The 22933-nt window shown below is 68.1% G+C and carries 26 protein-coding genes and 1 tRNA gene; 9 read left to right on the top strand and 18 right to left on the bottom strand.

Going from position 1 to position 22933, the window contains the following annotated elements:
- Positions 1-241: 241 nt before the first annotated feature.
- Complete coding sequence (locus ACPCHZ_RS00135; RefSeq protein WP_264016049.1) at positions 242-733, bottom strand: YajQ family cyclic di-GMP-binding protein; 492 nt, start codon at positions 731-733, stop codon at positions 242-244.
- 99 nt (positions 734-832) lie between these two features.
- Here ACPCHZ_RS00135 and ACPCHZ_RS00130 point away from each other — a divergent pair.
- The 3 genes from ACPCHZ_RS00130 to ACPCHZ_RS00120 all read left to right on the top strand — a co-directional run bounded on the left by ACPCHZ_RS00130 (position 833) and on the right by ACPCHZ_RS00120 (position 1910).
- Positions 833-915 (top strand) — tRNA-Tyr (locus ACPCHZ_RS00130).
- A 141-nt stretch (positions 916-1056) separates the two neighbouring features.
- On the top strand, positions 1057-1410 hold the full coding sequence (locus ACPCHZ_RS00125; RefSeq protein WP_423482893.1) for an ArsR/SmtB family transcription factor: 354 nt from the start codon (positions 1057-1059) through the stop codon (positions 1408-1410).
- Entirely contained in the window at positions 1407-1910 is a 504-nt protein-coding gene (locus tag ACPCHZ_RS00120; protein ID WP_423482892.1) for an SRPBCC family protein, read from the top strand. The genes ACPCHZ_RS00125 and ACPCHZ_RS00120 overlap by 4 nt, the downstream gene beginning before the upstream one ends.
- A gap of 7 nt (positions 1911-1917) precedes the next feature.
- On the opposite strand, the gene ACPCHZ_RS00115 is transcribed toward ACPCHZ_RS00120, so the two are convergent.
- The 6 genes from ACPCHZ_RS00115 to ACPCHZ_RS00090 all read right to left on the bottom strand — a co-directional run bounded on the left by ACPCHZ_RS00115 (position 1918) and on the right by ACPCHZ_RS00090 (position 7580).
- Positions 1918-2409, bottom strand: coding sequence for a hypothetical protein (locus ACPCHZ_RS00115; protein ID WP_423482891.1), 492 nt, complete (start codon positions 2407-2409; stop codon positions 1918-1920).
- 54 nt (positions 2410-2463) lie between these two features.
- Positions 2464-3525, bottom strand: coding sequence for a glycosyltransferase family 4 protein (locus ACPCHZ_RS00110; RefSeq protein WP_423482890.1), 1062 nt, complete (start codon positions 3523-3525; stop codon positions 2464-2466).
- Complete coding sequence (locus tag ACPCHZ_RS00105) at positions 3522-4970, bottom strand: hypothetical protein (RefSeq protein ID WP_423482889.1); 1449 nt, start codon at positions 4968-4970, stop codon at positions 3522-3524. The genes ACPCHZ_RS00110 and ACPCHZ_RS00105 overlap by 4 nt, the downstream gene beginning before the upstream one ends.
- Positions 4967-6112: a serine/threonine protein kinase gene (locus ACPCHZ_RS00100; RefSeq protein WP_423482888.1), complete on the bottom strand. Its 1146-nt coding sequence runs from the start codon at positions 6110-6112 to the stop codon at positions 4967-4969. The genes ACPCHZ_RS00105 and ACPCHZ_RS00100 overlap by 4 nt, the downstream gene beginning before the upstream one ends.
- A gap of 173 nt (positions 6113-6285) precedes the next feature.
- The gene (locus ACPCHZ_RS00095) at positions 6286-6588 is read right to left on the bottom strand and encodes a hypothetical protein (RefSeq protein ID WP_423482887.1); all 303 of its coding nucleotides are present in this window, start codon (positions 6586-6588) and stop codon (positions 6286-6288) included.
- Positions 6589-6617: 29 nt separating this feature from the next.
- A complete protein-coding gene (locus tag ACPCHZ_RS00090) occupies positions 6618-7580 on the bottom strand; it encodes an alpha/beta hydrolase (protein ID WP_423482886.1) in 963 nt (320 codons plus the stop codon).
- Between the two features lie 101 nt (positions 7581-7681).
- Between ACPCHZ_RS00090 and ACPCHZ_RS00085 the strand changes: the two genes are divergently transcribed.
- Positions 7682-9220, top strand: coding sequence for an alkaline phosphatase D family protein (locus ACPCHZ_RS00085; RefSeq protein ID WP_423482885.1), 1539 nt, complete (start codon positions 7682-7684; stop codon positions 9218-9220).
- Between the two features lie 57 nt (positions 9221-9277).
- Here the strand turns inward: ACPCHZ_RS00085 and ACPCHZ_RS00080 are convergent, their stop codons facing one another.
- A complete protein-coding gene (locus tag ACPCHZ_RS00080; RefSeq protein ID WP_423482884.1) occupies positions 9278-9763 on the bottom strand; it encodes a hypothetical protein in 486 nt (161 codons plus the stop codon).
- Positions 9764-9813: 50 nt separating this feature from the next.
- Positions 9814-10392 carry a M15 family metallopeptidase gene (locus ACPCHZ_RS00075; protein WP_423483757.1) on the bottom strand — a complete coding sequence of 193 codons (579 nt, stop codon included), beginning with the start codon at positions 10390-10392 and terminating at the stop codon, positions 9814-9816.
- 211 nt (positions 10393-10603) lie between these two features.
- Here ACPCHZ_RS00075 and ACPCHZ_RS00070 point away from each other — a divergent pair, with 211 nt between their 5' ends.
- Complete coding sequence (locus tag ACPCHZ_RS00070; protein ID WP_423482883.1) at positions 10604-11854, top strand: KasA/KasB family beta-ketoacyl-ACP synthase; 1251 nt, start codon at positions 10604-10606, stop codon at positions 11852-11854.
- A gap of 38 nt (positions 11855-11892) precedes the next feature.
- The gene (locus tag ACPCHZ_RS00065; RefSeq protein ID WP_423482882.1) at positions 11893-12822 is read left to right on the top strand and encodes an NAD-dependent epimerase/dehydratase family protein; all 930 of its coding nucleotides are present in this window, start codon (positions 11893-11895) and stop codon (positions 12820-12822) included.
- On the opposite strand, the gene ACPCHZ_RS00060 is transcribed toward ACPCHZ_RS00065, so the two are convergent.
- The gene (locus tag ACPCHZ_RS00060) at positions 12815-13666 is read right to left on the bottom strand and encodes a cyclopropane mycolic acid synthase family methyltransferase (protein WP_364973755.1); all 852 of its coding nucleotides are present in this window, start codon (positions 13664-13666) and stop codon (positions 12815-12817) included. The two genes, ACPCHZ_RS00065 and ACPCHZ_RS00060, sit on opposite strands and share 8 nt — an antisense overlap.
- 89 nt (positions 13667-13755) lie before the next feature.
- Positions 13756-14688, bottom strand: coding sequence for a cyclopropane mycolic acid synthase family methyltransferase (locus ACPCHZ_RS00055; protein ID WP_423482881.1), 933 nt, complete (start codon positions 14686-14688; stop codon positions 13756-13758).
- A gap of 342 nt (positions 14689-15030) precedes the next feature.
- Between ACPCHZ_RS00055 and ACPCHZ_RS00050 the strand changes: the two genes are divergently transcribed.
- Positions 15031-16845, top strand: a complete 1815-nt coding sequence (locus tag ACPCHZ_RS00050; RefSeq protein WP_423482880.1) for a bifunctional serine/threonine-protein kinase/transporter substrate-binding domain-containing protein — start codon at positions 15031-15033, stop codon at positions 16843-16845.
- A 304-nt stretch (positions 16846-17149) separates the two neighbouring features.
- On the opposite strand, the gene ACPCHZ_RS00045 is transcribed toward ACPCHZ_RS00050, so the two are convergent.
- From ACPCHZ_RS00045 to ACPCHZ_RS00020, 6 genes are read right to left on the bottom strand one after another with little or no spacing between them, the layout of a single operon-like run.
- Positions 17150-18385 (bottom strand): oxygenase MpaB family protein, encoded by a 1236-nt coding sequence (locus ACPCHZ_RS00045; protein ID WP_423482879.1) that lies wholly within the window; start codon positions 18383-18385, stop codon positions 17150-17152.
- Positions 18382-18789 carry a DUF2628 domain-containing protein gene (locus ACPCHZ_RS00040; protein WP_423482878.1) on the bottom strand — a complete coding sequence of 136 codons (408 nt, stop codon included), beginning with the start codon at positions 18787-18789 and terminating at the stop codon, positions 18382-18384. Before ACPCHZ_RS00040 ends, ACPCHZ_RS00045 begins: the two co-directional genes overlap by 4 nt.
- Before the next feature lie 44 nt (positions 18790-18833).
- On the bottom strand, positions 18834-19199 hold the full coding sequence (locus tag ACPCHZ_RS00035; RefSeq protein ID WP_423482877.1) for a nuclear transport factor 2 family protein: 366 nt from the start codon (positions 19197-19199) through the stop codon (positions 18834-18836).
- Positions 19200-19232: 33 nt separating this feature from the next.
- The gene (locus ACPCHZ_RS00030) at positions 19233-19619 is read right to left on the bottom strand and encodes a DUF2237 family protein (protein WP_264012969.1); all 387 of its coding nucleotides are present in this window, start codon (positions 19617-19619) and stop codon (positions 19233-19235) included.
- Position 19620: 1 nt separating this feature from the next.
- Positions 19621-20094 (bottom strand): hypothetical protein, encoded by a 474-nt coding sequence (locus tag ACPCHZ_RS00025; protein WP_423482876.1) that lies wholly within the window; start codon positions 20092-20094, stop codon positions 19621-19623.
- A 48-nt stretch (positions 20095-20142) separates the two neighbouring features.
- Positions 20143-21300 (bottom strand): N(5)-(carboxyethyl)ornithine synthase, encoded by a 1158-nt coding sequence (locus tag ACPCHZ_RS00020; protein ID WP_423482875.1) that lies wholly within the window; start codon positions 21298-21300, stop codon positions 20143-20145.
- A 248-nt stretch (positions 21301-21548) separates the two neighbouring features.
- Here ACPCHZ_RS00020 and ACPCHZ_RS00015 point away from each other — a divergent pair, with 248 nt between their 5' ends.
- Positions 21549-21746: a hypothetical protein gene (locus tag ACPCHZ_RS00015; protein ID WP_423482874.1), complete on the top strand. Its 198-nt coding sequence runs from the start codon at positions 21549-21551 to the stop codon at positions 21744-21746.
- Between the two features lie 13 nt (positions 21747-21759).
- Here ACPCHZ_RS00015 and ACPCHZ_RS00010 read toward each other — a convergent pair whose 3' ends face one another.
- On the bottom strand, positions 21760-22269 hold the full coding sequence (locus ACPCHZ_RS00010) for a DUF5994 family protein (protein ID WP_364973101.1): 510 nt from the start codon (positions 22267-22269) through the stop codon (positions 21760-21762).
- A gap of 314 nt (positions 22270-22583) precedes the next feature.
- Here ACPCHZ_RS00010 and ACPCHZ_RS00005 point away from each other — a divergent pair, with 314 nt between their 5' ends.
- Positions 22584-22787 (top strand): cold-shock protein, encoded by a 204-nt coding sequence (locus ACPCHZ_RS00005; RefSeq protein WP_264012975.1) that lies wholly within the window; start codon positions 22584-22586, stop codon positions 22785-22787.
- Positions 22788-22933: the final 146 nt, after the last annotated feature.

Below are 22933 nucleotides of genomic sequence, written 5' to 3'. Positions count from 1 at the left end.
GTCCCGGATGGTCGGAGGGCTGCCGCCATCACGTTCCTTCTGTGCCGCTGAGCTGGTCGGACGAACCGTAACGGCGGATTCAGGAGTCGAGACGGGAGCGGTGCGAGGTAGCCCGCCCCGCTGGGGTCAATGCGCCAGCAGGCGACCCCGTTCACCTGCGGCGACAGGCGATGGCCGCGTCAATGCGCCACCCGGGCGGGCGGACGGCGACTTGCGATCAGGCTGATCCGAGTGTCGGGCGTCAGCGATAGTTGACGAACTGCAGCGCGACGTCGAGGTCGGCGCCCTTGAGCAGCGCCTGAACGGCCTGCAGGTCGTCGCGCTTCTTCGAGCTCACCCGGATCTCGTCGCCCTGGATCTGCGCCTTGACGCCCTTGGGGCCCTCGTCGCGGATGAGCTTGGTGATCTTCTTGGCCTGCTCGCTGGTGATGCCCTCTTTGATCGAGCCGGACACCTTGTACGTCTTGCCGCTGGCCTGCGGCTCGCCCGCGTCGAAGGCCTTCATCGAGATGTCGCGGCGGATGAGCTTCTCCTTGAAGACGTCGACGGCGGCCTTCACGCGCTCCTCGGTGGAGCTGACGATCTCGACGGCCTCCTCGCCCTTCCACGCGATGGTGGTGTCGGTGCCGCGGAAGTCGAAGCGGGTGGACAGCTCCTTGGCGGCCTGGTTGAGCGCGTTGTCGGCCTCCTGACGGTCGACCTTGCTGACGATATCGAAGCTGGAATCCGCCATGGACTCGCTCCCTCCCTGAAGTGTTCGGCCCGTTTTCGTTCTTGGCCCATCCTCGTTGTACCCTGCTACTCGCACCAAATTCCAGGGTGCGACCATCCCGGCAGGTTGCCCGAGCGGCCAATGGGAGCGGACTGTAAATCCGTCGGCTTACGCCTACGCAGGTTCGAATCCTGCACCTGCCACGCTGTGCAAGCCCCCTCTCGAGGGGGCTTGTTGCGTTTCCGGCCCGCGAGTGGCCACTTATGACGCGCTTCGGGCCGCCAGGCGTGCGCCAAGTGGCCACTCGATCCCCGGACGTGTAACCAGTCTGTTACGCTTTTTCTGTGGACGCGATCGCAGGGGCCGTCGCGGACCCCGTTCGCCGCGACATCCTCGAGTCCCTGCGTGACCGGCCGATGCCGGCCGGCGAGCTGAGCGCGATGTTTCCGATCAGCCGCCCGGCGGTGAGTCGTCACCTGCGAATACTGCGGGACTGCGGCCTGGTGACGGCTGAAGTCGTTGGCAGGCAGCGGATCTACGCTCTCAACCCGGACGCCGTGACGCCCCTGATGACGTGGCTGGCCGGCCTCGTGGCTCCGCTCAGGTGGGAAGCGCACCTCGACGCGCTCGACACGGAGGTCCACCGCACACGCCGCGAGCGGCGCGGAGACTCGACGACAGAGGAGGCCACCGCATGAAACCGCCCTCACCGACGGCCCGGCTCTTCGCCACCGCCGCCGGGTACGACCTCACCTTCACCCGGACGTTTCGCGCATCCGCCGACGACGTGTGGGCGAGCGTGACCGAACCCGAGCGCAGTGCCAGATGGTTCGGTACCTGGAGAGGCGACGGCGCGCCGGGTTCGACCATCGAAGTCCAGTTGGGCTTCGAAGAAGGCGCGCCGTGGTGTGACATGCGGATCGAGGCGTGCGATCCGCCGCGCCATCTCGCCCTCACGATGATCGATGAATCGGGCTCGTGGCACCTCGCGTTGTTCCTCGAAGAGTCGGGCGGAACCACCGAACTGCGGTTGATCCAGCGTCTGGAGAACCTGCGCGGGATCGAGGACGTCGGACCTGGCTGGGAGTACTACCTCGACAACCTGGTGGCAGCCAGGGAGCAGTCGCCACTGCCGGACTTCGATGCCTATTACCCGTCGATGAAACCGTACTTCGAAGCGCTCGAGCCAGCCCAATGACGTGGCGCTATCCGCGCTTCGTCAGGGTGAACGTCCCAGGCCTGTTGGGTCCCTGCGGCACGCCCTCGCAGTTCACCGGTGCGGTGGTACTCGTGCCTCCGGTCAGTGTCGTGTTGTCCCAGGTGTAGGTCGTGGTGCCGGGAAGCCGGCGTTCGTCGGGGCAGATGACGGCGTCCGGCCTGTTGATCGTCATCGACCATTGGTTGCCGGTGAGCCGGGCGTTGCCGCTGTACGGCACGAGTATCTCGACGGCCGCGGTGACGTCGGCGCATCCGGGCCCGCACGCAGTGGCCGTCCACGTGCCGGTGAGGACCTGCCCCGACGCCCGGGTGTACCGCAGGTCGTAGACGCCCTGGAACGGCTCACCGCCCGCCGCAGTCGGGTTCGGCGGAAACGGGACAACGTGTGTGGGCCCGCCGGCCCAGCCGGTGCCCGCCGATCCGACAGCCACGCCGGCGGCGATGATGAGGGCTGCAGGCAGCCCGCGAGTGATGGTCATGATGCTTCTCCCTTGAAGTCGTTCTCCTGGCACGGGTGGGCCCGCTGCCGCATGTCACTGCGTCGATGCCGCGACGGACGCATACACCTCCTCGTAGCCGGTGACCATGCGCTCCACGTCGAAGAATTCCTGGACGTGAGCGCGACACGCGTCCGGATCGATGTCGCCGACAGCCTCGAGGGCGGCGCCGAGAGACGACGGTTTTTCGCAGACGTATCCGGTCTTGCCGTCGACGACGACCTCGTCGACCGACCCGGCCCGCAGGGCGACGACGGGTGTGCCGGTCACCATCGCCTCGATCATCACCAGCCCGAACGGCTCCTCCCATCGGATGGGGAACAACAGGCACCGGGCCGCCGCGATGAGTTCACGCTTCGCCGGTCCGCCGACAGGCCCGATCACCTTGTCGCGATCGGTCAGTCGGGGCACCACCTGCTGCGCGAAATAGGCGCCGTCGCTCGGTTCGACACACCCGCCGGCGAGGACCAGCGGGACACCGGCGGAGTGAGCGGCATCCAACGCGAGATGGGTTCCCTTCTCCGGGCAGAATCGACCGAGGAACAGCGCGAAGTCATCCTTGGTCGCGCGGAAGGGCCAGTCGGTGATACGAAGGCCGTGGTGAACGGCCCCCACCCAGTTGAGCTCCGGCGATGAGCGTCGTTGACGATGGCTGACGGCCACCAGCCCGAGGTCTCGATCGAGTGCCGAGTAGTAGCGGCGCATGTCGGCGTCGATCGTGGCGTGCACGGTGGACACCGTCGTGATGCCGAGGCTGTCGTAGCTCGACGCGTTGAGGGCGCCCGACATGGTGTGGTCGTGAACGATGTCCACGCCGTCCCGGTGCGCCAGCCGCGTGATCGCCCGGCGTACCTCGATGGCATGGACGATCTCGGGACGGACCTGACCCAGTCGCTCGGGAACGGCTTCGGGTGAGATCGCGACGAAGTGCGCGCCGGTCCTGGAATGCCCTGCGCCCAGGACGAACACGGTGTGCCCGCGCGCGACGAGGCCATCGGCCAGGTCCGCGATGACGGCCTCGGTTCCGCCGTAATCCTTCGGCGGAACCTCGAAATACGGCGGCGCGACGAGAACCACTCTGAGGTGCTCGGACGTCACATCGTCAGCTCTTCGGCAAGAGGATCGGACCCGGCGATGGCACCGTTCATCGAGTCGAGCAGTGTCCTCCACGGTTCCGTCGGGAACAAGGATTCGACGGCGTGCCGGTTTCGCTTCAGGGCGGCAGTGAGGTCGGCATCGTGGCCGGCGAATGCGGCCAGTACATCGACGAATGTCACTGCCGCTGCGCCCATGCCGGTTCCGTCGGTCTCGAACGTCGTACATTCGACACCCGCGGCACCGTAGATCTCGTCGAAGGCGTTGTATCGCGTCGACACGGCGGGAATCTCTGCGGCAGCTGCCAGTCCCGCACCCAGGCCGATCGTCTCGAAATCGCTGACGCTGGGCGTGAAGACAACGCCGCCGTGGGTCGCTCGCGCCAGCCGCAGGAGGTCCACTTCGTTCAACCGCCAGTTCCCGTAGGCTTCCCGCACCGTTTCGAGAGGGACGCCGCCGAGGAATCGGACGTCCTCCTGCGTGGCGAGTTCGTCGCGGAGGGCGACGAGTTCGTCGCCGTAGTCCGGATCTTCGGCGAGGTCTCCGAAGACGAGCAGGTAGGGCGGTGGAAGTGAACGGCGGAGACATTCACCCACGACTTCCGCGTGGAAGCGCAGCGACTGATCCACGCCCTTAACCCGGTAGATCCGTACCGGGCTCACCAGTATCGGCCGTTCCAGGCTCAACCCGAGCTGTCGCGCGAACTCGTGATGGCGTTCGTCGATTCCCGGTGGGATCGCCGGCAGCAGGTTGGCGATGACCCTCGGCCGCGCTGCGGTGCCGTAGCTTTCGGCCTCTCGCGCGAGCCCCTGGGATACCACGATCCAGTCGACGTGTGCCGCCTCGGCGGGCAGCGGCGTCACGCCGTTGGGAACGGACGGATAGAACCGTCGATCAATGGCGATGTCCCAGCGTCCATTTGAGCCGCACAGGTCGTGGTCCCAGATCACGAGCCCGCCCCGGCGCGCGCGGTAGTGGCGGTCTGCGGCCATGTACAGCGCGGACGTCACGCTGACCGCATGCGGGAGAGTGAGATTCACCGCGAAGACCCAATCCGGATCGTGGCGCTCCAGCCATGTCGTGAAGTGGTCGAAGTACACCTGCCGCAGGGTCTCGATCCGGTCGACGAGCGACTGCCGCTCGGCTTCTTCCAACCGATCGAAGGCGGCGACGCGTCGACGGATGTCCTCGAGCTCTGCCGACAGCTCGGCTCGGTCCAGCCCCGCGATCGAGTCGTTGATCGTCGGCCTGAGCCACGGCGGGTATGGGTGGGATTCCGGTCCGTTCGGGAAGAACCGCGTCTTGTCCGACCGCCACGAGTACCCGAGATCGGCGACGACTGTGTCGTCGAAGACGCCCATCGACCGTCCGAGGTGGAACACGTTGCGGAACACGGTCAACAGTCCCGAGACCGGGAGGCCGTCGCCGCAGATCAGGCCGATCTTCACGTCACCAGCGGGCGGTAGTCGCCTGCCGAGAAGTACTCCTCACACTCTCCGATGCGGCGCACATCCCAGGTGGCGCAGTGCAGCGATCCGCCGAACTCGAAGACGTTCCGGAAGGGAATGGTGAAGACCTCGAAGCCCAACCTGGACAACAGCTCCTGCAGCGGGCGCTCCCGTTCCTCACAGATGACCTTGGTCGGCGAGATGCTCAGGACGTTCATGGACAGCCACTTCGACGACTGGCAGTAGTCAGGCATCTCGGAGTTGCTCGATGTGGGTCGCGGAGCGGAAACGAACTCCCAATCATCGGTCAGGAAGAGCTTCTCCTCGCCGGCACGCAGCGGCCGGTCGGGGTTGGTGAGTATCAGCCCGGGGCGTAGGGGAACGAATGTGCAATCGATGTGCGACGGAAAGAAGTCGAGCGGAAAGTGCACGGGGTGCACGCGGAAGCCCTTGGGCTCGAGATGCCTTTTCAGCCAGGTGATGCCTGCCCGATTGGACGTCATCGACTCCTGGACGACGAGGTCTCGGCCGAACCTGCTGATGTCGGCCGCGTCGAAGACCACCTCGTCCTGCGACACGCAGAACTCGAAGGCGTGCATCTCGGCATGCCGCTTCTCGTCGGACCAGTCCCAGAAGCCCTCGCGATACATGCTGTCGGCCATGGATGGCTTCGGGGCGCTCGTCCAGACGACGCGCGGGTCGGCCTTCCAGTATTCGTAGACGAGGTCGCGGTAGGCGGTGAACTCGAAGTACCGCGACCGACGTGACATCGGTGCTTCGATGATCTCGCTTCCGATCGTGATCATCACGTCGCGCGGGCACACGGCGCAATACTGGTTCGCGACCGAGAAGTGCGGAGTGGCGACACTTCTGCTGAAGTCGTGTGGTGTGGGTCGGCGAACCTTGACTCCGTGCGACTCGAGGAGGGCCTGAAGCCCGGCCAACTCCTCATTCGCACGCTCGATGGCGCCGGGTGGCTTCGGTCCCTCGGGAAAAGGCGTGCCGCGGGGCGCATTACGGATCTGCGGACGACTGCCGGGCTCGGTGGGCTCGAAACACGCGCCGTCCGCGGAGCCGACGACGACCTCCTCGAGTGGATCCCACTCGTTCCACGAGTTCACCACCGTCGACAAGGTACTCATGGCGAACAGCCTTCCGGACCGATGATTCCGCCTTCCGGAAATCCCGCCCTGGTGCCGTCGGAGAGGATTTGATCTTCATCGTTCGTGCCCGTGCATTGCCGGTCCAAGATGTAGCACACAAAGAAGCGGAGGAGGGCCACATTGACGGCAGCGCAAAAGGCCGGTGTGAGCGGCTACTCGCCGGACCGGAAGCGGTCCTGCATCGTGTAGGTGTAGTCGCCGATCCGCAGGTACGGCGTCATGACATACGCCAGCCCGATCGCCGCGATACTCAGGATCGACACCGCCGCCACCACGTTGGGCCACAGCGGCGCCGCCATGCCGAGGGCGAACAGCGGGATGGCCACCGCCCAGCCGCCCCAGTAGACGCGGCGGCCGAGTTCCGGCTTGTAGGTCAGCGCACGGCCGGCGATGAAGGCGACGACCATGGCCAGGAACGCGCCGATGATCAGTGCGGTCGAGATCTCGTCGGACATCACCCCAGCTTAGGTGTGGCTGCCGCGCGTCAGATCGCGCGCAGCCGTCGGACCCGGTCGGCGATCGCACGACGCGAGGCGTCCGCGTCGGGAACGATCATCTCGAACCCGTGCGGGCAGCCGGGGTGGACGTGCAGTTCGGTGGGCACGCCGGCGGCGGCGAGCCGGTACGCGTAGTCGACGATCTCCGCCCGGAAGATGTCCAGGTCGCCGGTGTCCAGGTAGGCGGGCGGCAACCCGGCCAGGTTCTGCTCGCGGGCGGGTGCCGCATAGACGGGCACGTCGGCCCCGCCGGCGCGGTCGCCGAGCAGAGCGCCCCAGCCGGTGCGGTTGTCGTCGTAACTCCACACCATGCCTTCGGTGGGGATCTGCGGGTCGGGTGTGGTGTTGCGGTCGTCGAGCATCGGATAGATCAGCAGCTGCAGCGCGAGCGCGGGTCCACCGCGATCGCGGGCCAAGAGTGCCACGCCCGCGGAGAGCCCGCCGCCGCCGCTGTCACCCATCGCCGCCAGCCGCCCGGGGTCCACCCCGAGTTCGCCTGCGTGTTCTGCCAACCACTGCAGCGCGGCGTAGCAGTCCTCCACCGGAGTGGGGTGTGGGTGCTCGGGTGCGGCGCGGTAGTCCACCACTAGCAAGGGCACTCCGGACTCGGCGACGTAGCGCCGCACGATCGCGTCGTAGCCGCGGCCGGTCTGCTCGAGGGTCATGAGCATCCCACCGCCGTGCAGATACAGTGCGGCACTGCCGTTCTCGGGCGCGTCGACCGGCCGGTACCAGGACAGTGGCAGGTCGGCGCCGTCTGCGGTGGTGAGCACGTGGTGGTCGACTTCGATGCCATCGACGGCTGGGATCATGTCAGCGATCAGGTCGAAGGTCGCCGTGGTGTTGCGCCGACGGGTGGCGACGTCGCCCACCGGAGGAGGTGTCGGGTCGGGTGGCTGCGGCGCAGCGAGCAGCGCGGCGAGGATCTCCGGATCGAATGGCAGCGGCACGCCTTCGAGCGTATCCGGTGTTCGCGTAACGGCATCGTGGCGGCGGGGCGCTGTACAGTCGGCCGTCACCGTCAGGACAACACGGTCGCCGACACTGCACCGTGTCCCAACTCAGCCGCCGGGCGTTGCTGCGGGGATCGGTCGCGCTCGGGGTGTTGCCGCTCGCGGGCTGCGCCGTCGCGCGCAGCACCAACCTGGTGCCCGCCGACCCGTTCACCCTCGGAGTGGCGTCCGGCGATCCGGCACCCGACGGTGCGTTGATCTGGACGCGTCTGGCTCCGGACCCGTTGGCGGAGAGCGGGTTCGGCGGCATGCCTGCGCGACCGGTGGACGTCGAGTGGGAGGTCGCGACCGACGAGCGGTTCGCGCGCGTCGAGCAACGCGGTACCGCCACGGCGACGCCGGAGACCGCACACAGCGTGCACGTCGAGCTGCAGGGATTGCGGCCGGGCGCACAGTACTTCTACCGGTTCCGCACCGCGGGCTATCTCTCGCCGACCGGCAGGACACTCACCGCGCCGGCGCCCGACGCCCTCGCGACAGCGCTGACCATGTGCGTGGCGTCGTGCTCGCACTATGAGCAGGGCTGGTTCACCGCATACCGGCGGCTGGCCGAGGAACAACCCGATCTTGTTGTGCACCTTGGTGATTACCAGTACGAGTACGAGGCGAGACCCGGTGGGGTGCGCAGCCACGTCGGTCCGGAGACCGTCACGCTGGCCGACTACCGGCGGCGGTACGCGCAGTACAAGACCGACCCCGACCTGCAGGCCGCCCACGCCGTCGCGCCGTGGCTGGCCGTCTACGACGATCACGAACTGGACAACAACTGGGCCGACGAGACGCCGGAGGCCCCGCAGCCCGACTTCCTCGCCCGGCGGGCGGCGGCGATGCAGGCGTACTACGAGAACATGCCGCTGCGACGGTCCGCGCAACCGCGCGGAGTCGACATGCAGCTGTACCGGCGGATCGGCTGGGGTGGATTGGCCACCTTCCACCTGCTCGACACCCGGCAGTACCGCACCGATCAGCCGTGCCGCGACGAGTACCGCACCGACTGTGCCGAGCGGTTCAACCCGTTCGCGACGCTCACGGGTGATGAGCAGGAACGCTGGCTGCTCGACGGTCTCCAGCGGTCGCGGGCCCGCTGGGACGTGTTGGGGCAGCAGGTCTTCTTCTCACAGGTGGAGCTGACGCCGGGGCCCGCGCGCGGCGTGAACCCCGACGCGTGGGACGGCTACGCGGTCAATCGCGACCGCATCGTCGCGGGACTGAAGGGTCCGGCGGTGCGCAACGCGGTGGTGCTGACCGGGGACGTGCACAGTCACTGGGCGGCCGAGGTGCACGAGCGCCCGGGCGACGTGTCGTCACCGGTGGTGGCGACCGAACTGGTGACGACGTCGATCAGTTCGGGCGGCGACGGATCGGACACCAGGGCCGATGTTGACGCAGTGCTGCCGGAGAACCCGCACGTCCGGTACTTCAGCAATCGGCGCGGCTATGTCCGCGCCCGAGTGACGGCCGACGAGATGCGGGCGGACTTCCGGGTGCTGCCGTATGTGTCGCGTCCTGGCGCACCGGTGCGGACCGGCGCGTCGTTCGTGACGCCGGACCGGGCGGCGGCGCTGAATCGGCTGTGACGGGGTGCCGTCAGCCGGCCGTCAACACATGTTGACGGCCGCGGACGATTGATGTGCTTACGGCGCCGGAACGCTGGCGCACGGCAGCCCGGGAATGCAGCCCGACGCGCCCTGCGGTCCTGCTGTACCGACGGGTCCGCCGGGGATGCCGCCGGTCGCGCCCTGCGGTCCGGCCGCGCCCGCGGGTCCGCCCGGGATCGCGCCGGACGCGCCCTGCGGTCCCGCGGTACCCGCGGGACCACCTGGGATCGCACCGGTGGCGCCCTGCGGTCCCGCCGCGCCGGCCGGTCCGCCGGGGACGGTGCCCGCGGCACCCTGCGGCCCCGCCACGCCCGCGGGTCCGCCGGGGACGGTGCCTGCGGCGCCCTGCGGCCCCGCGACTCCGGCCGGAGCCGGTGCCACCGCGCACCCCGTGCCCGCTGGGTCGTAACACCCGGGCGGGCCGCCGGCAGGAAACATCGAGGTCGCGGAGGCGACCGGAGCGATGGCGATCGCGGCGCCCGCCACGATCACCGGGAGACTGATTTTCAGCTGCGTCAACATGGCGGCGCTGTACCACGCCTGACCGGGTTCAAACCCGCAGAGCGCAACTTCTACGGCCGTTCGAAGTGCTGGTAGTCCTTGTGGCGCTGCCAGTACCCACCCCAGGCCCAGCCGAGGTCGGTGAACGCGCGTACCGCGGGGTCGCCGCCGTGCAGCACGCCGGGGTCGGTGCGGCCGCGGTCCGTGTAGGCCCCGGCGTTCGCCGGTTCGAACGCGCCGTCGCGGCGGACGTAGGGGTTGAACAGCGGGTTGATGTCGACCGCGCGGCCGTAGGCGTGCGGTGACCAGCGTCCGGTGCCGGGGATGTCACGGCAGTTGAACGCCGAGGAATTGTTGTCGGCCATCGACAGCTGATCGTCGGCGCCGGGGTAGCGGAAGGCGGATTGCATCCGGGCGATCGGGTAGCGCAGTTGCTCGAGCTGTTCGAAGACCGCGATGACATCGGACACGACGTCCTGATGGACCACCAGCTCGCCGCTGTGCGTCCGGTCATCGAGGCCGACGAACTCGAGCTCGACCCGCCGCAACACCTCCGGCCCGACGGGACACCCCGGCCGCCACGTCGCGCCGAGTTCCTCGGCGGTGACCGGATGCACGGTGGCCGCCACGGCCGGCGGCGCGACGACCATGGCCACCGCCAGGCTCACCGCCGCGGCCAGTGCGGCACGACGGGTGCGACGGTGATCGGCGATCGGACCTGCCCTCCTGATCGGTGGCGTCGAGGCTACCCGCGCACCTCGGGGTAAGGCGTTGCAGGGAACGCGGCGATGGACGAAAATTGACGATCAGTTTCGCCTCTACGACGCGCAGGCTCGACATTCGAGGGGGGGATCAGTAGGCATGGCACCGTTGAGAACCGGCGACGGACTGCCCGACGTCGTCGTCACCGCGATCGCTTCCACGACGGCACTCGCCGCCGACGCGGAGGAGACCTGGAAACTGCTGCAGCAGGGCGGCAGCGGCATCCGCACACTCGACAGCTGGTTCGTCGACGAGCTCGATTCGCCGGTCCGTATCGGCGGGCAACTCGTCGAGGACTTCGACGAGCACCTCAATCGCGTCGAACTGCGCCGGCTGTCCTACATGCAGAAGATGTCGACGGTGCTGGGCCGCCGGTTGTGGCAGGCCGCCGGATCACCCGAGGTCGATACGCGGCGGCTACTGGTCTCGGTCGGGCTGGCGCTCGGCTCGACCGAGGAGATACTCAAGGCCTACGAGGAGTGGCAGCTCAAGGGCATGCGGGGGGTGTCGCCACTGGCCGTTCAGATGTTCATGCCCAACGCCCCGGCGGCGGCCGTCGGACTCGACCACAAGGCGAAGGCCGGGATCATCTCGCCGCTGATGGCCGACGCGTCGGGCGCAGGCGCCATCGCCCAGGCCTGGCGGCACATCATCCTCGGCGAAGCCGACGTGGCGATCTGTGGTGGAGTGGAGACGAGGATCGAAGCCGTCCCCGTCGCGGCGTTCGCTTCGGCGGGCATGCTGTCGACCGACAACGACGACCCGGCCGGGGCGTGCCGGCCGTTCGCGAGGAACCGCAACGGCACGGTGCTCGCCGAGGGCGGCGCGCTGATGCTGATCGAGACCGAGCAGCACGCCAGGGCCCGGGGTGTCACACCGCTGGCCCGATTGATGGGCGTTGCGATGACGGCGGACAGCTTCGATGCCATCCAGCACGACCCGACCGGCGAGGTCGCCGGTGACGCGATGGCCCGTGCCGTCGACCTCGCGGGCCTGGCGCCGTCGGACATCGACCACGTCAACGCCCATGCCTGCGGGACGATCGACGGTGACCTCGCGGAGGCCTGTGCCATCCGTCACGCGCTGGGTGGCCATGCCCCTGCGGTCTACGCGCCCAAGGCCGCGCTCGGCCACTCGCTGGGCGCGGCGGGCGCCGTCGAGGCGGTGCTGACCGTGCAGGCGCTGCGCGACGGGGTCATCCCGCCGACCCGCAACCACGAGCAGGTCGACGACGAGATCGGTCTCGACGTCGTCACCGGCGCACCGCGCGAAGGCGACTACCGCTACGCCGTCAGCAACTCGTTCGGATTCGGCGGCTTCAACACCGCACTGGTGTTCGGCGCGATCTGAGCCGCCGATTCGGGTAACCCCGATGACATGGTGATCACATGACCGATGAGAAGAGCAGTCCTGTCGTCGTCGTCACCGGCGCAAACGGATTCGTCGGCGCGCGCACCTGCGCGGCCCTCGCGGAACGCGGCGCGACCGTGCGTGCGGTGGTCCGCCGGGCGGGCGCCGCGCCCGCGATCGACGGGGTCGAGGAACGGGTCGGGGACTTCGGCGACCCGGACTTCGCAGCCGAGGTGGTCGCCGGCGCGGATGCCGTCGTCACCACCGTGCACCCGATGGGCACCGACCGCGACACCCAGCACCGTGTCGGTGTCGAGGGGACGCCGGTGATCGCCCGCGCGGCGCGGGACGCGGGTGTCGGCCGCCTCGTGCACATGTCGACCGCAGGCGTCTACGACCGGTCGCCGGGCGTCGGCGACGTCGACGAGTCCGCGGCACTGGTCGGTGACGACATGGGTGACTACCCGGTCACCAAGCGTGACACCGATGCCGCGCTGGCCGAGGTCGACGGCATCACCCGCGTGCTGGTGCGGCCACCGGCCATCCTCGGGCCCGGCGAGAGTTCCATCTGGAACACGCTGCGCCCGAACGACATCGCGAAGGACGAGTCCGCACGTCGCACCGTCGCGGACAAGACCTTCGCGTGGGTGCACGTCGACGACCTCGCCGACCTGCTGGCCGACCTCGCCACCGGCCGCATCGCCGCCGCCGACGACCCCGAACGCGGGCCGGTGGACGGCGGGTGCGCGGCGGTCAACGTCGCCGGCGGGCCGGCCACCCAGCGCGACTACTTCGGAACGGTCACCGAGGCACTGGGCATCGAACCGGCGTGGCAGGACGACCCCGCGTGGACCGGCCAGATCGTCGCCGACCGGGCCCGCCGCTGGGGGTGGACCCCGCGGGTCACGCTCGCGCAAGCCCTCGACGAACTGCGGCGCGGACTGAAGGCCACACCGCCGACTACTTGACGAGCGTGAACTGCCCGACGTAGCTGACGTTGCGGTTGAAGAAGTCCGAGCATCCGATCAGGTACTTCATGTAGCGGTCGTAGACCTCCTCGGAGGTCACCGCGATCGCCTCGTCCCGGTTGGCCTCCAGCGCCTTGGCCCAGGTGTCGAGGGTGCGCACGTAGTCGGGCGTCAGGTCGTCGCGCTTCTCCACGGAAAAGCCTGCGGCGCCCGAGTATTCGACGACGTCCTCGTCGCACGGCACCGACCCGCCGGGGAAGATCTCCTTGGCGATGAACTTCATGAACCGCAGGTCGCTCATGGTGATCGGGATGCCCATCTCCGGCCACCGCTTGAGCGGGTGCCCCATGATCGTCTGCAGCACCATCCGGCCGTCGGCGGGCATGCTGCGGTAGCACAGGTCGAAGAAGGCCTTGTAGCGCTCCTTCGGGAACGCCTCGAACGCCTCGATGCTGACGATGCGATCGACGGGGGCGTCGAACTCCTCCCAGCCGCGCAGCAGCACCCGCCGCGACCGGTCGGTGTCGATCTCGTCGAGGATCTGCTGGCTGAGCGCGCGCTGGTTGTGGCTCAGCGTCAGCCCGATGACGTTGACGTCGTACTTCTCCACGGCGCGCTTCATCATGGCGCCCCAGCCGCTGCCCACGTCGAGCAGCGTCATGCCGGGTTCCAGGCCGAGCTTGCCCAACGCGAGGTCGATCTTGGCCAGCTGTGCTTCCTCGAGCGTCATGTCCTCACGCTCGAAGTAGGCCGAACTGTACGTCCGTGTGGGGTCCTGCCACAGCCCGAAGAATTCGTTCGAGATGTCGTAGTGCGCCTGGACGTCCTCGTACGCGACCTTCATGTTCGAGCCCCCCGACCCGCTGTCCGTCACTCCGCAGTCCTCCGTTCCCAAGATCATGACCTGTGTATAGCCCAACTTGCCTAGATCTGCTAAGCGGGCGCCTTCTCCAGGGTGAACTGAGCGACGTCGGTGTAGCCCTCGCGGAACAGGTCGGCACAGCCGTCGAGGTACTTGAGGAACCGCTCGTAGATCTCTTCGTTGGTGATGGCGATGGCCTCGTCCTTCTTGGACTCGAGGTTGCGCGCCCAGGTGTCGAGGGTCTTCACGTAGTGCGGCTGAAGGTGCTGCTCGCGGGTGACCGTGTAGCCGGCCTTGACCGCGTGCTGCTTGACCATCGACGCCAGCGGCAGACGGCCGCCGGGATAGATGTAGTCCATGATGAACTTGATGAACCGCACGCGGGACATCGTCAGCGGCAGGCCCTTGGCCTTGATCTCCTCATCCTCCGGGATGATGATCGTGTGCAGCATCTGCACGCCGTCCTCGGGCAGCCAGTCGTAGGTCTTCTTGAAGTAGTCGTCGTACTTGTTGAAGCCGAAGTGCTCGAACGCGCCGATCGACACGATCCGGTCCACCGAGCCGCTGAAGTCCTCCCACGGCTGCAGGCGGACTTCCATGTTGCGCTTGCTGGTGGAGTTCGCGAACCAGTGGTTCTCGATGTGCTCCTTCTGGTTCTCCGAGAGCGTCAGACCGATGACGTTGACGTCGTACTTCTCGACCGCGCGCATGATCGTCGCGCCCCAGCCGCAGCCGATGTCGAGCAGCGTCATGCCGGGCTGAAGGCCCAGCTTGCCCAGTGACAGGTCGATCTTGGCCATCTGGGCCTGCTCGAGGTTGTAGTCGTCCTTCTCGAAGTAGGCGCAGCTGTAGACCTGATTCGGGTCCTGCCAGAGCTTGAAGAACTCGTTCGAGATGTCGTAGTGGAACTGCACTTCCTTCTTGTCCGAACCGCGGGTCTGCGACGCGGACTTGGCGAGCCACTTCGATTCGGCCTTGGGCGATGCGCTGGTGGTGTCTGCCACGGGGGCGTCCTCTCGGTACTGGTGATCGGTACTCATGGTCGCGATGTCCTCTGCTTCCACACTTGGGTGCGACGATACGCCAGCGGGGAGCGCTCGGTTACGCCCGTCACCAGCGCGGCAGCGCACCCTACGGGGTTGACGCACGGAACAATTGGGCCTCGGAACACAATTCGCGCGGCGACGGGACCGCAGTCCGGCAAGGCCGTCGGGCGTGTCATGGCAGTCGCCCAGCACGGGGTGTGCGCGGGCGGTTTCCCTTGATATCGACGCTCCGGCTCAACTCACTGGCAAACGTGCGGTAGGTTCGGTCGACACACCGATTGGACGCTGGGGAGTTGACCGGTGGAAGCGAGACCATTCGGGCACTACCAGCTGCAGAAGCTGATCGGCCGGGGCGGGATGGGCGAGGTCTATCAGGCCTTCGACACCAGGACCGATCGCATCGTCGCGGTCAAGGTCCTGCCGCCGCATCTGGCCGAGGACGTCACCTTCCAGCAGCGCTTCCGCCGCGAGTCGCAGGCCGCGGCCGGGGTGAACGACCCGCACGTCGTGCCGATCCACGGATTCGGCGAGATCGACGGCCGGCTCTACCTGGACATGCGGCTGATCGACGGCCGCAACCTGGGCACGATGCTCAGCGAGAGGGACAAGCCGCTGGACCCGACGTTCGTGGTGACGGTCGTCGAGCAGGTGGCCTGTGCGCTCGACGCCGCGCACGGCTCGGACCTCATTCACCGCGACGTGAAGCCGTCGAACATCTTGATCACCGATCGTGACTTCGTGTATCTGATCGACTTCGGGCTGGCACGGTCGGCGGGCGAGTCGGGCATGACGACCGCGGGCAGCACGCTGGGCACGCTGGCGTACATGGCGCCGGAGCGGTTCGAGGGCGGCAAGATCGACTGGCGCGTCGACGTGTACGCCCTGGCGTGCGTGCTCTACGAGTGCCTGACGGGCTCGCGGCCCTATCCCGCGGACAGTCTGGAGCAGCAGATCGCCGGGCACATGGTGTCGCCGGTGCCCAGACCGTCGGCGATCGACCCGCGGCTGGCGGCGTTCGACGAGGTGATCGCCAAGGGGATGGCGAAGAAGCCCGCCAAGCGGTTCCAGTCAGCGGGTGAGCTTGCCGCTGCGGCACGCACGGCGCTGAGCGTGCCGGTGCGCACCACGCGGTCGGGCAGGCATGCGGCACGGCGGCCTGTGACAGCGCGACGGACGATCGTGCCGCGGCGCAGCGTGTCCAAGCGTGTGTTGGCGGTGACGAGTGCGCTGGTGCTGGTGGCGGCCGCAGGCACGTTCGGGGTGTGGCAGTGGCGGGGGTCGTCGAACGAGGCACGGCCGGCCAGCGTCGCCGAGCCGACGGTGCCGCCGGGACCGCAGCTGGGCGCCGTGCCGGAGATCGCCGCGACGGTGCCCGACGACATCCGGTCGACGGGCCGGCTGGTGATCGGCGTCAACACCCCGTACGCGCCGATGGAGTTCAAGAACGCGGACGGGCAGATCGTCGGCTTCGACGTCGACCTGATGAACGCGGTCGCCCGGGTGCTCGGCCTGGTGCCGGACTACCGGGACACCGCCTTCGAGAGCATCCTCCCGTCGGTGCAGGGCGGCAGCTTCAACGTCGGCATGTCGGCGCTCACCGACACGACGGACCGTGAGCGGATGGTCGACTTCGTGACGTACCTGCAGGCAGGCACGCTGTGGGCGCAGCGGCCGCAGTCGTTCCTCGATCCGAGTTCGGCGTGTGGGCTGCGGGTCGCGGTGGCGTTCGGGACGCTGCAGGAGACCAAGGAGATCCCGAACAAGAGCGGCGAGTGCGTGGCGGCGGGGCTGCCGGCGATCGAGAAGGTCGTCTACACCAGCCAGGACGAGGTGACGGCGGCGCTGGTGAAGGGCGAGGTCGACGCGATGTCGGCCGACTCACCGGTGACGGGCTTCGCGATCAAGCTCAGCCGGGGTGACCTGGAGGCGGCCGGTGACGTGTTCGACTCGGCGCCCTACGGCTGGCCGGTCGCGAAGGACTCGGAACTCGGCGAGTCGCTGCGGGCGGCGCTCGAGCACCTGATCGGCACCGGCGAATACCGGGCCATCGCGACGATCTGGGGCGTCGAGCGGGGGATGATCACCGAGCCGGTGGTCAACGGCGCGAGCGGCTGACCCCGGTCGGCCGGAAAACCTTTTGCGTCAGCGCTTCTTGTTGTCGAACAGCGCTTCGGCCGAGGATGCTGCGCGTGCCGCCTTGTCCTGCTTGACCGCGCGTTTCTCCTTGAGCGACTTTCCTGACTTCTTGGTCATGGACTGTCGGGGTGACTTGTCAGACATTGTCGGCCCTTTGATTGGGGGCCTGAGTGGTCCCGATGGTTCGACGGTACCCCCAGGAGCGGGCCGATGGGGCCGCGGACACCACGTCGGTTTCAGCGGTGGACACCGCACCCGCGCGCGTCAACAAAGGTTGACGCGCTCACCGTCGCAGCGGCGCCGCCGCCTCGAACGCCGCCGCCCTACCGGAGGACTGCCACTCGAGCCAGCGCTCCCAGCGCCGCAGATTCCACCGCTGCCACCGCCGATCCAGCGCGGGTGAGACGCGACGCGCGATCTCGAGGACGGCGATGAGCGGAAAACGCAGCAGTAGCAGCAGGATGCCAGGCAGTGCCGACGGCAGCCGGTAGCGCGACCGGTTCCACGGCAACATGTACAGCCCGAGGTAGCCGGCCTGCACGCGGTAGTGGTACTGCGCGCGAATCCTCTGCAGCCCAGAATGACTCGGCTTCGGGGCGAATGCCGGGACGAAGGACTCGACGAGTTCGGCTCCGTTGTCGGCGCTGTCGTAGCTGCGGGCGGCGTCGGCCATGAACAGGATCCGCCAGGCGTCGGCGACGGTCTCGGGGAACCAGCCGTCGCAGCGCACGCCGACCAGATGCCCGCAGTACCGGTTGAAGTGCAGCACGGCCCGCATCTCGCGGGGGCTGGTCAGGTGGCCGAGCAGGAACAGCCCGAACGCGGGCGCGATGCTGCCGCCCAGCAGGGTCAACAGCATCGCCGACTGGCTGATCGGCAGGCCCCAGCGTTCGGCGTCCCACTCCGGGTGCTTGCGGACCCGGTCGCGCACGCTGACATGCATGATGCGCACGTGCAGAGAGATGTTGCGGCCCAACGATCCCGGGGTCAGGATCGCGCCGGGCCGGCAGACCTCGATCCACCACCGCGACGTCTCCAGATAGCGGTGCAGCGCGCGGTCACCGGCGTAGCCGCCCGACAGCGACAGCGGCACTGCCAACCAGGCCTCCGTGTAGGTGTCGTTGGTGCCGGCGTTGCCGAGCGCGCCGAGTGCGTAGGCCCAGCGGCGCCACACCGCCGCGCCTTCCTCGACGAGTTCCGGGTCGACCCAGTCCGGGAGCTGCTCGAACTCGTCGAACAGTGCGCGCATCGATGCGGGCGCCTCGGGCACTCGGTCGATGCCGACGCGCTGGGCCCGCTCGACGAGGTCGCGGGCCTTCCTGGCGCCGAGTTCGCCGTGATAGGTCTCGGCGACGAAGCGTTCGGCGACGGGGTCGCCCTCGTTCAGGCCGGCGATGAACCCGTCCGCCGTCGCATCGGAGGGCAGCAGGTCGAAGCCGGTGAGCCGCCGCACGCGGTTCCGCAGCCGGAGCCGTCCGCCGTCGGTGGGCGGGTAGCGGAACGCGCTCGGTGCGGTCACGATGTGCGGCGGCCCTGACCTTCGAACGGGTTCCACGACTCGCTGTTCCGTGTCACCTGAAGGTAGTAGGCGAAGTTTGCGGTGGTCATGGCGATGGCGGGCACGACGAAGTTGATCGCCCGGTCCACGAACTCGGGCAGCTCGACCCCGTAGGCGAGCACGCCCAGCGCCACCCCGATGCCCAGCAGCGTCAGTCCCTTGCGCCACATGCCCTTGACGAAGAAGTAGATCGGACCGAACAGGAACGCCAGGAAGTTGGTGCCGATGCGCATCTTGGCGCCGAACGGCAACGCGCGGTACGCCTCGCGCCCCTGCGGTGTGGACGTCGGCCCGTAGGCGTGGAAGAACTCGAAGCGTGGTTGCCAGGCGCGCGGCAGGTCGGCGAAGTTGGGCGGGGTGGCCATGGCTGGCCAGTCTAGGGCCGCGCCTCGGGTGCCCTGCGCAGCTTTTACTGCTGCGGGGGGATGAGCACCGTGTAGAGGTCGGTGATGACGCCGTCGTTGACCAGGGCGGCGTCGAAGCCGGCCATCGCGACGTTGCCGTCGGCAGTGACCAGTTGCCATGCGAGGTGGCCGAAGCCGGGGAGCGCGTGCACCGGGCCTGCGGCGACGAACTGGAGGTCGCCGAGATTACTCTGCAGCGCAACGCATTTGGCTTCGAGCGCTTCGCGGCCCGTGCTGACACCGTCCTCGTCGGTCCAGCGGACGTCGGCGGCGTAGGTGCGATCGATCGCCGCCTGCCGGGTCGTCGCGTCGCGTTCGTTGAAGACCTCGATCAGGTTGGCGACCATCAGCTCGTCGACGGATGAGGGCATGGGTATCTCCTTCGAGGGTCGGGCAGGGTGAGCTCAGAGGTCGCCGATGTGGTCGGGCACATCGACGGCGTGCTGCTGCAAGATGTCCAGCGCCACCAGCGCGAGCGTCGACTCGTGGGTCGCGGCCAGCACCACGGGCGCGGCGCAGCCGTCCTGGTGGGCCAGCATCCAGTTGCGTGCGGTGACGCACCAGCGGTCGCCGGGACTGAGGCCGGGGAACCGGAATTCCGGCCTCGGCGTCGACAGGTCGTTGCCGATGGACATCTGGTGGTCGAGGAACTCGCGGCTCATCACCGCGCAGATGGTGTGCACGCCGACGTCCTCGGGCCCGGTGCTGCAGCAGCCGTCCCGGAAGAACCCGGTCATCGGATCGGTGCTGCATTCCTGCAGCGGGCCGCCGAGCACGTTGCGATCGGTCACGTCAGCGGGCCGGCGTCAGCCGGATGACGGCGATGCCGAGGCGTTGCGCGGCTTCGGTGAAGTCCTGCAGCGACGGGACCGCGTCGCCGGGGAACTTCAGGCCCATGGTGCGCTGCGCCTTCTTGGCGCCGTAGGACTCGGCGGCGCGGTGCACCAGGTCGGCCACGGCGGCGGTGTCGCTGATCAGCTGGCCCTGCATGGCCGTCGTCTTGCCGGCGTAGGAGACGTCGGCGGGTGCGCCGTCGCGGAAGTTGTGCTTCCAGCCGGCCTCGAGGATCACGTAGAGGTCGCCGTCGATGTGATGGGCGCTGACGGGGACGGAGAAGCGCCTGCCGGTCTTGCGGCCGTTGAACCCGACGAGCATGAACTCCTTGAGCGCGGCGCCGAGCGGGGAGCGCAGCGCCAGCCGGAGCCCGCGGTTGACGACGTTGAGGACGGCTTGTGGCGGGTGGGCGACGTCGATCGCTTCGGGCATGGATTCACGGTACGACCGATCCGCGCCGGGGGCGATTGTTCGGACGACTCAGCTCGACCGCACCGGGTGCGGGTACTCCTTCTCGCGGTCCTGGAAGGCCAGGATCGCGGGATTCTGCACGACGCCGTCGCGGATCTCGATGGCGCGGCGGATCGTCGCGCTTTCGGCCCAGGCGTCGGGTCCGGCGAGCACCGTGTCCAGGTGCGGCAGCAGGGCCTCGCTGATCTCCCAGGTCGCCGAGTTCCACAGGTAGGACGGGCTGTGGTCGACGGCGTAGTAGAGCAGCCGGTCGCCGACCTCGATGATCGGATCGGCGAAGGATGTGGGCTGCGCCCAGGAGAACCCCATGCCCGCGTCGCAGGAGACGTCGATGAGGAGGCTGCCGGGCGAGAACGACGGCAGGTCGTCCTCGGTGACGAAGATCAGTGGCTTCTCGGGGTTCTGCAGCACGCAGTTGACGACGATGTCGTTGTCGGCGAGGAACCGGGCGACAGGGATCTCGCCGCCCTCGGGGGTGTCGGCCCATATGTGGTCGGGATCGTCCTCGTGTTGACCCATCTGGACGATCTGGGTGCCGGGGATGGGCGAGGCTACGGCGGCGACGTCGCGGGTGGTGAGGACGCGCACGCCGTCGATGCCGTGGGCGTTGAGCGCGGTGACCGCGCCGCGTGCGGTGGCGCCGAAGCCGATGACCGTCGCTTGCAGCCGCCTGCCGTAGGTGCCGGTGACACCGGCGAGCGCCATCGCGTGCAGCACCGAGCAGTAGCCGGCGAGTTCGTTGTTCTTGTGGAAGACATGCAGTCCGAAGCCGCCGTCTGCCTGCCAGTGGTTCATCGCCTCGAAGGCGATCAGCGTCTGCTTGCGGTCGATGGCGATCTGGGTGAGCGCGGCGTCCTGCACGCAGTGTGGCCAGCCGAGGACGATGGCGCCGTCGCCGAACTCCGCGAGGTCCTCGGCCTGCACCTTGGGCAGCAGGATGACGTCGCTGCCGGCGATGATCTCCTCGCGGCTCTTGACGCCGGCCACCAGTTCGGTGAGTTCCGCTTCGGTGGCGCCGAAGTCCTCGCCGTAGCCACGCTCGAGCAGGATGCGGGCCCTGAGTTCGGGTTCGATCCGGCTCAGGTGTGCCGGGTGAAGGGGCAACCGACGCTCGTCCGGCTTGCGGGAATGGGCCAGGACGCCGAGTGAAAGTTGTTGTTGGCCCATGCCGTTACCCTACCCCCGACGGTAAACAGGCGTACCGTCGTGGTATCGGGCAGCTCGATCTCGAGCGAATCCGCCCGGCTACGAGAGAAGTCCGATGACTTCGCCCACCGTGTGTCGTGCGTCCTGATTCGCCGACGACACGATTCTGAGACTCCGCGCGTATCGGCTGTTGCGTTGTGCGCGTGTGTGATCGATCCATTCTCGCCCGGACGGCCCGTGCGCCGTCGGCTGATCCGGAGGTGTACCCCATGACCGTGAAAGTGACGCTGCCAGACGGCGCTACCGACAAATACATGCGCTTCGGCGACGCGTACGTCAAGCATCACGACGGCACGCTGGACATCTGCCGCACGGGGGCGAAACCGATGTCGTATGCCGCAGGGGACTGGGCCGACGTGGAGGGCGACGAGCGGACGAGGAAGGTGCGCCGGTTCTGGCGCTCCTAGCTCAGGTCCTAGCTCAATCCTTGGTGTCGACTGCCGACGTCTTGGTGCGTCCGGCCAGCGCACGCTGCGCGCACTCCGCGCGGGCGTTGCGGACGACCTCTTCGGCGGTCCGGCACGCCGAGGTGTCGGCGTGGCCGTACTCGATCGGCAGTGACGCGGCGTGCCGCAGCACCATCACGGCCAGCGCTCGGGTGGTCCTCGATGGGACGACCAACAGGTTCGCCCGGCCCTGCTTGCCGGTGATGGAGATGACCCGCTGCTGACGGATCCGCGCACCGGGCAGCGGCACCTTCCCGCCGAAGGGCATCGGATTCAGGTCCGGAGCGCCCTGCAGCGACGACCAGTTGACGTCGAGGTCCACGATGTCGCCCAGCCGGGTGCTCACGGCCTCGATGAGGTCGGGCAGTTCACGGGCGATCGACGCGGTGTAAGGCCACCAGGCGCCGTCGAGGTAGTTGCCGAGCTCCGAGGCGAGAGTGAGCCGGATGGGGTTGTTGGACCCCCGCCGGTCAGTCGCGCTCACAACAACGAGTTCAGTTGGCGGACAATGCTTTCGTGTGCGTACACCATGGCCGGTGTCCTCGCTTCCAGATCGATCCGGCGCGCGAGAATTACGGGCGTCGAGATGCGAATCGGTTCGGACGGCGTCACAAACCGTTCACATTCAACGGTACACGGCGGAGTAGTCGCGCGTAACCGGCACGCGGCCGAATTGCCGGGCGCGCACGAATTTCCTTGATTCGCAGAAAAAGACGATGGCCGCGTCGGGGCGGTGGGCGTGCTACCCTTGTGTTGGGTGTGTTCTGCATCCGTTCAATGAGAGAATGTGAAAAGCGTATGGCACAGGGAACTGTGAAATGGTTCAACGGCGACAAGGGCTTCGGTTTCATCGCCCCGGACGGTGGCGCGGCTGACGTGTTCGTCCACTACTCGGAGATCAGCGGAAGCGGATTCCGGTCGCTCGAAGAGAACCAGCGTGTCCAGTTCGAGATCGAACAGGGCGCCAAGGGACCTCAGGCTGTCGGAGTGACGGCGGTCTAAACGAGCTTCAAGTACGTCGTGGGGGGGGGGGGGGGGGGGGGGGGCGCCCCGCCCGCGGGGGGGGGGGGGGGGGGGGGGGGTTTTTTTTTCAACGGACGTGGGGGGGGTGGGGTTGGGGGTGTTTTGGGGCGGGGTGGTTGCTCAGG

It is taken from the genome of Mycobacterium sp. NPDC050041, from assembly GCF_049541695.1.
GTDB lineage: Bacteria > Actinomycetota > Actinomycetes > Mycobacteriales > Mycobacteriaceae > Mycobacterium.
Note: the sequence above shows the minus strand (reverse complement) of the source record. Positions and strands in the feature narration are given on the sequence as shown.